The following is an 11,483-nucleotide window of genomic DNA, read 5'->3' as shown; positions in this document are numbered from 1 at the left end:
GGCCCGCACGGCCGCATCGTGCGCCGCGACGTGGAAGCGGCGCGAGACCGCGCCGCGGCAGCCGTGCCGCTGGCCGGCCGCCCGGCCGCACGCCGCGTGCCGCATACCGGCATGCGCCGCGCCATCGCCCGCCGTCTCACCGAAAGCAAGCAGAACGTGCCGCACTTCTACCTGACGGTGGACTGCCGGATGGACGCGCTGTTGGCGCTGCGCGCCCAGGCCAACCAGGGCGGCGCGGTGAAGCTGTCGGTCAATGACTTCATCGTGCGCGCCGCTGCGCTGGCCCTGCGCGAAGTGCCGGAGGTCAATGCCAGCTGGCACGAGGACGCCGTCGAATACCTTGCCGGCGCCGATATCTCGGTGGCAGTGGCCACCGACGGCGGCCTGGTCACGCCCATCGTGCGCGATGCCGACGTGAAATCCTTGTCCGCCATTGCCGGCGAAATCGTCGAGCTGGCCGGCCGCGCCAAGATCAACCGGCTCAAGCCCGAGGAATTCACCGGCGGCTCGCTGACCGTCAGCAACCTGGGCATGTACGGCATCAGCCAGTTCGCCGCCATCATCAATCCGCCGCAGGCCGCCATCCTGGCGGTGGGCGCGGCCGAGAAGCGTCCGGTGGTGGACAGCGACGGCCAATTGGCCGCCGCCACCGTCATGACCGTGACCCTGTCCGCGGACCACCGCGTGGTGGACGGCGCGGTGGGCGCGCGCTGGCTGGCCGCCTTCCGCACGCTGATCGAAAACCCCGTGCGCATCCTGCTGTGAGCCCCGCCATGACCAAGACTACGTTTGATCTCGTCGTGGTGGGCGGCGGCCCCGGCGGCTATGTCGCCGCCATCCGCGCCGCCCAGCTGGGCATGTCGGTCGCGCTGGTGGAGCGCGCCGAACTCGGCGGCATCTGCCTGAACTGGGGTTGCATCCCCACCAAGGCGCTGCTGCACAGCGCCACCGTGCTGCGCGCCTGCCGCGAGGCGGCGCACTATGGCGTGGCGGGCGCGGGCGAAGCGCGTCCGGACCTGGCCGCCATGGTGGCGCGTTCACGCAAGGTGGCGGGCCGCCTGGGCCAGGGCGTGGCGCACCTGATGAAGAAGAACGGCGTGACCGTGTTCGCCGCCAGCGCCAAGCTGGCGGGCGGCGGCCGCCTGGCGCTGGACAACGGCAGAACGCTGTCGGCCAAGCACATCATCCTGGCCACGGGCGCGCGCGCCCGGGAGTTGCCGGCGCTGCCCCTGGGCGAACGCGTCTGGGCCTACCGCCAGGCGCTGGTCCCGGCCGAGATTCCGAAGTCGCTGCTGGTGGTGGGCGCGGGCGCCATCGGCGCGGAGTTCGCCAGCTTCTACCGCGCCGTGGGCGCGGAGGTCACGCTGATCGACATGACCGCGGAAATCCTGCCGCAGGAAGACGCCGAGATCTCGGCGCTGGCCCGCAAGGCTTTCGAGAAGCAGGGCATCCACGTGCTGACGCAATGCGCCGTGACCTCATCGTCGCTGACCGCGACCGGCGTGAAGGTGACGCTGGACCGGCAAGGCCAGCGCAGCGAGCTGGAAGTGGATCGTGTCATCGTCGCCGCCGGCATCGTCGGCAACGTCGAGAACCTGGGCCTGGAGCAGACCCGCGTCAAGGTGGAGAGGACCCATATCGTCACCGACGGCCTGTGCCGCACGGCCGAGCCCGGCGTCTATGCCATCGGCGACGTGGCCGGCGCGCCGTGGCTCGCCCACAAGGCCAGCCATGAAGCCGTGCTGTGCGTGGAGGCCATCGCCGGCAAGCCCGCGCATCCCATCGATCCGCTGCGCATCCCGGCCTGCACCTACTCGTATCCGCAGGTCGCCAGCATCGGCATGAGCGAAGCCCGCGCCCGCGAACACGCCGCCAAGACCGGCGGCGACATCCGCGTGGGCAAGTTCACCTTCGCCGGCAACGGCAAGGCGATCGCCATGGGCGAGGACCAGGGGCTGGTAAAGACGGTGTTCGACGCCAAGAGCGGCGAGCTGCTGGGCGCGCACATCATCCACCCGGAAGCGTCCGAGCTGATTACCGGCTACGGCGTGGCGGCCTCGCTGGAAGCCACGGAGGAAGACCTGATGCACACCGTGTTCGCACACCCGACCTTGTCGGAAACGCTGCACGAATCGGTGCTGTCGGCCTTTGGCCGCGCCTTGCACGCCTAGGCGTCATGCCAAACGCGGCGCGGGTTCAGATCCGCGCCGCGAAGAAATCCAGGAAACAGGCGATGCGCCGCGAGAGCTGCGTGTTGCGGTGATACACCGCGTGCATGGGCTGTAGATAGTCCGTGTGCACGTCTTCCATCAGCTTCACCAGCCGGCCGGCCTTGACGTCCTCGCGCACCACGAAATCGGACAGGCAGGCGATGCCCACGCCGCGCACCGCCAGTTGCCGCTGCGTTTCGCCGCTGGACGTCGCCAGCGTCGGCACCGCCAGATAGCTGGACCCGCCAGCGTGGCGCAAGGGCCAGACGTTCAGGCTTTCAGGCTGGGTGAAACCCAGCACTTCATGCGTCGCCAGGTCCTCCACCGTCTGCGGCGCGCCGCGCCGGGCCACGTAATCCGGGCTGGCCATCACCCAGCGGGGCGACGGCCGCAGCGTGCGCGCATGCAGGGTGGAATCCGTCAGCGGTCCCATGCGCAGCGCCACGTCGGTGCGATGCTCCATGAGATCCACGATGCGGTCGTTGCTGGTGAGTTCGAGCGCGATCGCCGGGTATTCCCGCCGGAACTCCGCCACCAGCGGCACCACGCAATGCAGCATGACGGGCACCGACGCGTCCACCCGCAAGCGGCCGGCCGGGCGCTGATGCACCATGCGCATGCAGTCCTCGGCTTCGTCCAGCGACGCGACGATATGCCGGGCCTTGGGCAGGAAATGCTTGCCCTCCTCGGTCAGCTCCATGCGACGGGTGGTGCGGTTGATCAGGATGACACCGAGGTCTTCCTCGAGCCGCGACAGGCCGCGGCTGACGCCCGACGCCGTGTGGCCCAGCAGCTCGGCGGCGGCGCTGAGGGAGCCGGCATCCACCACACCCAGGAACAGGCGTACCGCGTCAGAGTTCAGGGACATGAGGCTGGCTCCTTGGTTTATGGGTCGATTGTATAGAGCCCACAGCACGCAGAGCCTGCAAAAAAACGCCGAAGGCCGGACGACAGCCGGCCCTCGGCGCTCAGGAGCAACCGGCGGTTACTGCGCCGGCACCACGGCAGTAACCTCAATCTCCACCTTGGCGCGGTCCTCGACCAGGTCCGCGACCTCCACGGCCGTCATCGCCGGGAAATGCCGGCCGATGTACTCGCGGTAGTGCTTGCCGATGGCCGGATACGCCGCCACGTACTCGTTCTTGTCCGTCACGTACCACGTCATCCGGACGATATGCTCAGGCTTGGCGCCGCCTTCGGCCAGAATCGCAACAATGTTCGCCAGCGTCTGGCGCACCTGCTCCGCCAGATCGTCGGTCTCGAACTGCTGCTGGCCATTCCACCCCACCTGTCCGCCCACAAATACGAGCTTGCTGCCCACCTGCATCTCGGTGAGCACGCCATTCGAATAGCCCCGGGGCGCCATCCAATCCGGCGGTTGCAGAATCTTCATAACGTCATCCTATATTTAAGAAAAGCAAACGATCCCCGCCGCTTACGCCGCGGGAACCAGATAAGCCTGCATGCGTTCCCGCAGATCCGCAGGCAGCGGCATGGACTTCATCGTCCGCAAATCCACCGTCACGATCGTCAGCGTCGCCGACAAGCGCAACTGGCCATCCGGCCCCTCGAAACGCACCAGCGCCTTGAACGACGCGCCGCCGATGCGCTGTACTTCCAGCACCTGGCGCAAACGCTCGTGCCAGCGGCTGGGCGCGCTGAAATCGCACTGCACCGACGCCATCGGCGTGCCGATGTGCCGCTCCACGTGCAGCGCATGGAACGGCAACCCCATCCCCTTGTCGAACCACTCCTCGACAAAGTCGTTGATCATCTCGAAATAGCGAGGATAGAAAACAATGCCCGCCGGATCGCAATGACGGAAGCGGACTTCGACCTGGCTGATGAAAGGGGCTGCCATGGAATTTCCTTGTTGCCGGTTCAGGCCATCTTGCGCAGCGCAAAGCGCTGCAGCTTGCCGGTTTCGGTGCGCGGCAGCGCATCGACAAACTCGATGGCACGGGGATACTTGTAAGGCGCGATATTGGCCTTCACGAACTGCTGCAGCGCTGCGACCAGCTCGCTGCCGGCCTCATAGCCCGGCTTGAGCACCACGAAAGCCTTGACCACCTGGCCGCGCTCGTCGTCCGCCGCGCCCACCACGCCGCACTCCGCCACGGCTTCGTGGCGCAGCAACGCGTCCTCGACCTCGGGGCCGGCAATGTTGTAGCCCGCCGAAACAATCATGTCGTCGTTGCGCGCCTGATAGAAGAAGTAGCCGTCGTCATCCTGCAGGAACGTATCGCCCGGCAGGTTCCAGCCGTTCTGCACGAAGCGCCGCTGGCGTTCGTCCGCCAGATAGCGGCAGCCGGTCGGCCCCTTGATCGCCAGCCGGCCCACCGTGCCGTTGGGCACGGGATTCATGTCGTCATCGACGATCTGCGCCACATAGCCCGGCACCACCCGACCGATGGCGCCGGCCTTGACCGACTCCGGCGGGCTCGACACGAACACGTGGATCATTTCCGTGCCGCCGATACCGTCGATCATCTCGATGCCGCTGGCCTTTTTCCAGAGCTGGCGCGTCGCGTCCGGCAGCGCCTCGCCCGCCGACACGCTCTTCTTCAGCGACGACAGGTCGAACTTGCCCACCAGCGCCGCCATCTGGCGGTAGAACGTGGGCGCCGTGAACACGATGGTGGCGCGGAAATCCTGGATCAGCTGCAGCAGGCTTTCCGGCGACAGCTTCTCGGCCAGCACCGTGCTCGCGCCCACGCGCAGCGGGAAGCACAACAGGCCGCCCAGGCCGAAGGTGAAGGCCAGCGGCGGCGTGCCGCAGAAGATGTCATCCGGACCCGGCTTGATGACGTGCTTGGGGAACAGGTCGCACATCGCCAGCACATCGCGGTGGAAGTGCATGCAGCCCTTGGGCGCGCCCGTGGTGCCGCTGGTGAAGGCGATCAGGCACACGTCGTCCGCCGCCGTATCGCAGGCCTTGAAATCGTCCGGCTTGGCCGCCGCCAACGCATCCAGCGCATCGGGCGCCTTGTCGTTGAAGTACATGACCTTCGTCAGGCCGGGGCAATGATGCTCATGGCTGGGCTGGGTGCAGAACTCCGCCTCGTCCTTCAGGCGGGCATCGCACAACACGGCCTGGATCTGCGCCTTGTCGATGATCTGCTTGAGTTCCTTGGCGCGCAACAGCGGCATCGTCGGCACCGTCACCAGACCGGCCTTGATCGCTGCCAGCCACGAGGCGGCCATCATGGGATTGTTCGGCCCGCGCAGCAGCAGGCGGTTGCCCGGCACCAGCCCCATGTCTTCGGCCAGCACCCGGGCGATGCGATTGGTCAGCGCGGCCAGTTCGCGGTAAGTCATCGTGGCCTGCTTGCCGTCCTGGCTCCAGCGCAGCGCGACGCGCTCGCCATGGCCGCGCTCGACCATGGCGTCCACCAGTTCGACCGCGCAATTGAAGCGTTTCGGATAGGCCACGTCGGGGCCGTCGAGCAGGAACTCTGGCCATTGTTCGCCCGGGGGCAGATTGTCCCGGGCGAAAGTGTCGATGTGGGCGGATGCTTCCATGGAATTCCCCTTGCTATTGCGGTGTAGTTGCTGTGCCGGGACGACGGAGCTCGATGGCTGCCTTACGCCTTCAGCAGTTCACGGGCAATGATCAACTTCTGCACTTCTGTCGCGCCTTCGTAGATCCGCAGCGCTCTTATTTCCCTGTAAAGCTTCTCCACCGGCATCCCCGACACCACGCCCGCGCCGCCGAACATCTGCAGTGCGCGGTCGATCACGGTCTGCGCCGATTCCGTGGCCGTCATCTTGGCCATGGCCGCTTCGCGCGTGGTGCGCTGCTTCAGCACGTCGCGCATCCAGGCCGCGCGGTAGGTCAGGAGCGCAGACGCGTCGATGGCGGTCGCCATATCGCCCAGCGCGGCCTGCGTCAGCTGCAGGTCCGACAGCGTCTGGCCGAACATGCGGCGCGACTTGGAACGCGCCAGCCCTTCGTCCAGCGCGCGGCGCGCAAAACCCAGCGCGGCAGCCGCCACCGAGGCGCGGAAGATGTCCAGCGTCATCATGGCCAGCTTGAAGCCCTGGCCAGCGTCGCCCAGCCGGTGCGATGCTGGAATGCGGCAGTTGTCGAACGTGATGGTCGCCAGCGGGTGCGGCGCGATCAGGTCGATGCGTTCGCTGACCTCGAAGCCCGGCGTGTCGGCATCCACCACGAAGGCGCTGATGCCGCGCGCGCCGGGGGCTTCGCCAGTGCGCGCGAACACGCAATAGAAATCCGCGATGCCGCCGTTGGAAATCCAGGTCTTGGCGCCATTCAGCACGTAGTGGTCGCCTTCCAGCCTGGCTTCGCAGGCCAGCGCGGCCACGTCGGAGCCGGCGTCGGGTTCCGACAGCGCGAAGGCCGCGATGGCCTCGCCGCGGGCCACGCGCGGCAGATAGCGTTGGCGCAGTTCGTCCGAGCCCATCAGCGAAATCGCGCCGCTGCCCAGCCCCTGCATGGCGAAGGCGAAATCGGCCAGCCCTTCGTGGCGCGCCAGGGTTTCGCGCAGAATGCACACGGCGCGGGAATCCACTTCCGGCAGCGCGCCGCCCCAGGCGCCGCCAGGGCCGCCCGCGACCGCGTAGCGCAGCCAGCCGGCCTCGCCCATGGCGCGCACCAGCTTCTTGCAGGCGCCGTCGGCGTCATGGTGATCCACGTCCCCCAGGGACGCCTCGCACCAGGCGTCGACCTCGTGCGCCAGCTTGCGGTGCGCATCGTCGAAAAAAGGCCAATCCAGCCAGCTTGCGTCGCGCATGCTCAGTCCCCTTGGAACACCGGTTTTTGCTTGGCCACGAAGGCCTCGTAGGCGCGGCGGAAGTCGCGCGTCTGCATGCAGATGGCCTGGGCCTCGGCTTCGGCCTCGATGGCCTCGTCCACGCCCATGTTCCATTCCTGGTGCAGCAGCTTCTTGGTCACGCCGTGGGCGAAGGTCGGGCCCGCGGCCAGCTGCGCGGCCAGCGTCTGCGCGGCATCGGCCAGCGCGCCGGGCTCATGCAGGGCATTGAAAAAGCCCCAGCTGGCGCCTTCTTCCGCCGTCATGGCGCGGCCCGTGTAGAGCAGTTCGGACGCGCGGCCCTGGCCGATCATGCGCGGCAACAAGGTGCAGGCGCCCATGTCGGCGCCGGCCAGGCCGACGCGCGTGAACAGGAAGGCGGTGCGCGCGGCGGGCGTGCCCAGGCGCATGTCAGAGGCCAGCGCCACCATCGCGCCCGCGCCAGCGCAGATGCCGTCGACCGCCGCCACGATGGGCTGCGGGCAAGCGCGCATGGCCTTGACCAGATCGCCCGTCATGCGGGTGAAGTCCAGCAGCTCGGGCATGCTCATCTTGGTCAGCGGACCGATGATCTCGTGCACGTCGCCGCCCGAGCAAAAGTTGCCGCCCGCGCCCGTCACCACCACGACCTTGATGTCGGTGGCGTACACCAGCGCGCGGAACAGATCGCGCAGCTCGGCGTAGGAGTCGAACGTCAGCGGGTTCTTGCGCTCGGGGCGATTCAGCGTCACCGTGCCGATCTTGCCGTCGGCCGACACCTGCCACAGGAACGTCTTGGCCTGGTAGCCGGCAAACGGACGCTTGTGGTGTTTCATGGTGTGCTCTTCGGGCTGGGTGCTCATGGTGTCTCCGTTCGTGAATTGGGGTGGATGGGGCGCCGGCTTCAGCCGGTCATCACTTCGCCGCCGTCGACGGCGATGGCCTGGCCATTGACCGAGGCCGAGGCCGGCAGGGCCAGCCAGGCGACCGTCTCGGCCACTTCCTCGGGCTGCACCAGGCGGCCCTGGGGGTTGCGCTCGGCCAGCTTGGCGCGCGCGGCGTCCGGCGTCATGCCGGTCTTCTCGACGATGTTCGACACCGCGCCGCGCACGATGTCGGTTTCGGTGTAGCCGGGGCACACGGCGTTGACCGTGACGCCCTTTTGCGCGGTTTCCAGCGCCAGCGAGCGGGTCAGGCCGATCACGCCGTGCTTGGCCGCGCAATAGGCGCTGACATAGCCGTAGCCGATCAGGCCGGCCGTGCTGGCCACGTTGATTACCCGGCCCCATTTTTCCTGCAGCATGCCGGGCAACGCGGCCTGGATGCAGTGGAAGGTCCCGGTCAGGTTGACGTCCAGCATGGACTGCCACAGCGCCGCGTCGGTACGGTCAAATCGCTGGCTGACGGCCTGGCCGGCGTTGTTCACCAGCACCAGCACGGGGCCGAACTCGGCCTCGGCCTGGGCGAAGGCCGCCCGCACCGAGGCTTCGTTGGCGATGTCGGCGCTGACGGCCTGCACCTGACCCAGGCTGGCCAGGCTGTCGGCCGCGGCGTCCAGGGCCGCACCATCGCGGCCCAGCAGCGTGACGCGCGCGCCGCGCTGCAAGAGCGCCCGGGCGCAGGCCAGCCCGATGCCGCGGGCGCCGCCCGTCACCAGGGCGTGGCGTCCGGCCAGCGGGAGCGGAGTTGCGTTCATTTGATATCCAGTTGCGCCATGGCGGCGGCGCGTTCGAAGTTGGTTTCCAGTTGGCGCTTGCCTGCGAAGTACTGGCTCGGCCATGAAACATCACGGTAGCCCACTCGCGCCGCTTCGCGTAGCGTCCAGGAGGCGTCAGCCAAATGGGGACGCGCCAGCGCGCAAAGGTCGGCGCGACCCGAGGCGATGATGCCGTTGGCGTGGTCGGCCTCGAAGATGGCGCCCACCGCGATCGTCGGAATGCCGGCCTCGTTGCGCACGCGGTCCGCGAACGGGGTCTGGAACATGCGGCCGTAGACCGGCTTTTCTTCCTTGCTGACCTGGCCGGACGAGCAGTCGATCATGTCGGCGCCGGCTGCCTTGAAGTGGCGCGCGATCTCCACCGCGTCATCGGCCGTGATGCCGCCTTCCACCCAGTCGCTGGCGGAGATCCGCACCGACATGGGCTTGTTCTCGGGCCATACCGCGCGCACGGCATGGAACACCTCCAGCGGGAAGCGCAGGCGGTTCTCCAGGCTGCCGCCGTATTCGTCGCTGCGGTGGTTCGTGAGCGGCGAGATGAAGCTGGACAGCAGGTAGCCGTGCGCGCAGTGCAGCTCCAGCCAATCGAAGCCAGCCTGCTCGGCGCGGCGGGCGGCGGCCACGAAGTTGTCGCGCACATCGTCCATGTCGGCGCGCGTCATGGCGCGCGGCGTCTGCGACACGCCTTCGATGTAAGGCAGGGCCGACGCCGACAAGAGCGGCCAGTTGCCTTCGGCCAGCGGATGATCGATCTTCTGCCAGCCCAGCTGCGTGGAACCCTTGCGGCCGGCGTGGCCCAGCTGCAGGCCGATGCGGGCATCGCTATTGCCATGCACGAAGCCGACGATACGGGCGAACGCGTCGCGCTGCTCGTCGTTCCAGAGGCCCGGGCAGCCCGGGGTGATGCGGCCGTCCGGCGACACGCAGGTCATCTCGACCATGACGAGGCCCGCGCCGCCCATGGCGCGCGCGCCCAGGTGCACCAGGTGGAAATCGCCCGGCACGCCATCGGTGCACGAATACATGGCCATCGGCGACACCAGGATGCGGTTCTTCAGCCGCACGCCGCGCGCCTGATAGGGCGTCAGCATCGGGATCGCAGGCCGCTGGCCCGGCGCGGCGGCAGCGCCGGCGCGTTCCGCGATCCAGCGCTCGAAGCCTTCCAGCCAGGCGGGGTCGCGCAGGCGCAGGTTTTCATGCGAAATCCGCTGCGAGCGGGTCAGGAGCGAATAGGCGAACTGCTCAGGCTCCAGGTCGGCATAGCGCTCGACGTTCTCGAACCATTCGGTGGAGTTGCGAGCGGCGTTCTGGATCTTCAGCACTTCGACGCTGCGCACTTCCTCGTAGTGCTTCAGGCCGGCTTCCACGCTGCCTTCCGCGCCGCTCAGGCAGCGCGCCAGCTCGATCGCGTCTTCCAGGGCCAGCTTGGTGCCGGAGCCGATCGAAAAGTGCGCGGTGTGGGCGGCGTCGCCCATCAGCACCACCGGCACGCGGCGCTCGCCGCGGGCGGTGTCAAGCTTGTTCCAGTGCACCCAGGTATTGCAGATGACGCGCGGGAAGCGGATCCAGATGGCCGAGCCGCGCAGGTGCGTAGCGTTGCTGATCAGCGGATTGCCATCCAGCCAGGGCGCGAACAGCTTTTCGCAGTAGGCGATGCCCTCTTCCTGGCTCATCTGCTCGATGCCGGCGGCCTGCCAGGTTTCCTCGGGCGTCTCCACAATGAACGTGGACATGCCGTCTTCGTAGCGGTAGGCGTGCGCCTGGAACCAGCCGTGCTCGGTCTGGACGAAGGCGAAGGTGAAGGCATCGAACACCTTCTTGGTGCCCAGCCACACGAAGCGGCAGCGGCGCTGGTCGATGTCCGGATGGAAAGTGTCGGCGTAGCGGGTACGGACCTGGCTGTTGATGCCGTCCGAGGCGATGACCAGGTCGGCGTCGTATTCGCGGGCGATGGCCTGGTCGTCCTGGATGAACTGTTCGAACACCAGCTTCACGCCCACGTCCTCGCAGCGCGCCTGCAGGATGTTCAGCAGCTTCTTGCGGCCGATGCCGATGAAGCCGTGGCCGCCGCTGCGGATGCTGCGGCCCTTGAAGTTGATGTCGATGTCGTCCCAGTGGTTGAAGGCGTCGCCGATGGTCTGGGCGGAAACGGGGTCGGCTTCACGCAGGTTCTGCATGGTGGCGTCGGAGAACACCACCCCCCAGCCGAAGGTGTCGTAAGGGCGGTTGCGCTCGATCACGGTGACTTCGTTGGCGGGGTCTTGCAGCTTCATGAGCAGACCGAAATACAGGCCGGCGGGGCCCCCGCCGATGCAGACTATTTTCATTGCCGTAGCGCTCCGTGGTAAGCGACATCCGCTCTGAATTCCTGGAGCTGGCGGCCGCAGATATTTAAACCTGGATAGTTTAGGCTTGAAATATATACCTGAAGGTCCCGAGGCGCAAATGGGGAAAGTATCTAGATACTTTGGACCTAAATAGGGACGCGCTTGCCGCCCCACCACCACCACCCCGCCCCACCGCATTCGCGCCAGCGAACACAATAGCAATGAAAGCAATCACGTATGTCATTGTCGGCCGCCTGCGCGGCCGACAATGACGGGCAACACAAGCCCCGCCCCCGACCACGGACGCAGCAGCGCCACAAACCAAGACTCAAGCAGCCCGTCGGCGCCGGCGCGTGGGAGGCGAGCAACCTCGATGCGCCCGAGGGAATCTGAAGGGAAGGCCGAAGGCCTGGACGAAGATGACGAAGGGGCAGTCCGGAGCGAAGGCTCCGGACCGCAATCGTGGGCGCTCGCCTCC

Annotated in this window: 10 protein-coding genes; 2 read left to right on the top strand and 8 right to left on the bottom strand. The window is 67.4% G+C overall.

Annotated features, from left to right (window positions below; all coding sequences use genetic code 11):
- On the top strand, positions 1 to 765 hold a 765-nt coding region (locus IB257_RS31350; protein ID WP_192493335.1), incomplete at its 5' end, for a 2-oxo acid dehydrogenase subunit E2.
- 8 nt (positions 766 to 773) lie between these two features.
- On the top strand, positions 774 to 2,171 hold the full coding sequence (gene lpdA, locus IB257_RS31345) for a dihydrolipoyl dehydrogenase (protein ID WP_192493334.1): 1,398 nt from the start codon (positions 774 to 776) through the stop codon (positions 2,169 to 2,171).
- Between the two features lie 25 nt (positions 2,172 to 2,196).
- Here lpdA and IB257_RS31340 read toward each other — a convergent pair whose 3' ends face one another.
- From IB257_RS31340 to IB257_RS31305, 8 genes are all read right to left on the bottom strand, one after another.
- Positions 2,197 to 3,078, bottom strand: a complete 882-nt coding sequence (locus IB257_RS31340; RefSeq protein WP_175160912.1) for a LysR family transcriptional regulator — start codon at positions 3,076 to 3,078, stop codon at positions 2,197 to 2,199.
- 117 nt (positions 3,079 to 3,195) lie between these two features.
- Positions 3,196 to 3,603: a RidA family protein gene (locus tag IB257_RS31335; protein WP_042796274.1), complete on the bottom strand. Its 408-nt coding sequence runs from the start codon at positions 3,601 to 3,603 to the stop codon at positions 3,196 to 3,198.
- Positions 3,604 to 3,645: 42 nt separating this feature from the next.
- A complete protein-coding gene (locus IB257_RS31330) occupies positions 3,646 to 4,071 on the bottom strand; it encodes a thioesterase family protein (protein ID WP_013391343.1) in 426 nt (141 codons plus the stop codon).
- Positions 4,072 to 4,091: 20 nt separating this feature from the next.
- Complete coding sequence (locus IB257_RS31325; protein WP_054458919.1) at positions 4,092 to 5,732, bottom strand: AMP-binding protein; 1,641 nt, start codon at positions 5,730 to 5,732, stop codon at positions 4,092 to 4,094.
- Positions 5,733 to 5,794: 62 nt separating this feature from the next.
- Positions 5,795 to 6,964 carry an acyl-CoA dehydrogenase family protein gene (locus tag IB257_RS31320; RefSeq protein ID WP_054458917.1) on the bottom strand — a complete coding sequence of 390 codons (1,170 nt, stop codon included), beginning with the start codon at positions 6,962 to 6,964 and terminating at the stop codon, positions 5,795 to 5,797.
- Positions 6,965 to 6,966: 2 nt separating this feature from the next.
- Positions 6,967 to 7,824, bottom strand: a complete 858-nt coding sequence (locus IB257_RS31315; protein ID WP_042796271.1) for an enoyl-CoA hydratase family protein — start codon at positions 7,822 to 7,824, stop codon at positions 6,967 to 6,969.
- A 41-nt stretch (positions 7,825 to 7,865) separates the two neighbouring features.
- Complete coding sequence (locus IB257_RS31310; protein WP_054458915.1) at positions 7,866 to 8,657, bottom strand: SDR family NAD(P)-dependent oxidoreductase; 792 nt, start codon at positions 8,655 to 8,657, stop codon at positions 7,866 to 7,868.
- Positions 8,654 to 11,005, bottom strand: coding sequence for a bifunctional salicylyl-CoA 5-hydroxylase/oxidoreductase (locus tag IB257_RS31305; RefSeq protein ID WP_054458914.1), 2,352 nt, complete (start codon positions 11,003 to 11,005; stop codon positions 8,654 to 8,656). Before IB257_RS31305 ends, IB257_RS31310 begins: the two co-directional genes overlap by 4 nt.
- Positions 11,006 to 11,483 lie beyond the last annotated feature (478 nt).

The sequence above is a fragment of the Achromobacter sp. ACM03 genome, assembly GCF_014851665.1.
GTDB classification, from domain to species: domain Bacteria; phylum Pseudomonadota; class Gammaproteobacteria; order Burkholderiales; family Burkholderiaceae_B; genus Achromobacter; species Achromobacter aegrifaciens.
The sequence above is the reverse complement of the archived record's forward strand: the minus strand, read 5'-3'. Positions and strand labels throughout refer to the sequence as shown.

Coding starts and splice junctions, on each gene's coding strand:
- lpdA (WP_192493334.1), top strand. CDS start 774: ATGACCAAGACTACGTTTGATCTCGTCGTGGTGGGCGGCGGCCCCGGC.
- IB257_RS31340 (WP_175160912.1), bottom strand. CDS start 3,078: ATGTCCCTGAACTCTGACGCGGTACGCCTGTTCCTGGGTGTGGTGGAT.
- IB257_RS31335 (WP_042796274.1), bottom strand. CDS start 3,603: ATGAAGATTCTGCAACCGCCGGATTGGATGGCGCCCCGGGGCTATTCG.
- IB257_RS31330 (WP_013391343.1), bottom strand. CDS start 4,071: ATGGCAGCCCCTTTCATCAGCCAGGTCGAAGTCCGCTTCCGTCATTGC.
- IB257_RS31325 (WP_054458919.1), bottom strand. CDS start 5,732: ATGGAAGCATCCGCCCACATCGACACTTTCGCCCGGGACAATCTGCCC.
- IB257_RS31320 (WP_054458917.1), bottom strand. CDS start 6,964: ATGCGCGACGCAAGCTGGCTGGATTGGCCTTTTTTCGACGATGCGCAC.
- IB257_RS31315 (WP_042796271.1), bottom strand. CDS start 7,824: ATGAGCACCCAGCCCGAAGAGCACACCATGAAACACCACAAGCGTCCG.
- IB257_RS31310 (WP_054458915.1), bottom strand. CDS start 8,657: ATGAACGCAACTCCGCTCCCGCTGGCCGGACGCCACGCCCTGGTGACG.
- IB257_RS31305 (WP_054458914.1), bottom strand. CDS start 11,005: ATGAAAATAGTCTGCATCGGCGGGGGCCCCGCCGGCCTGTATTTCGGT.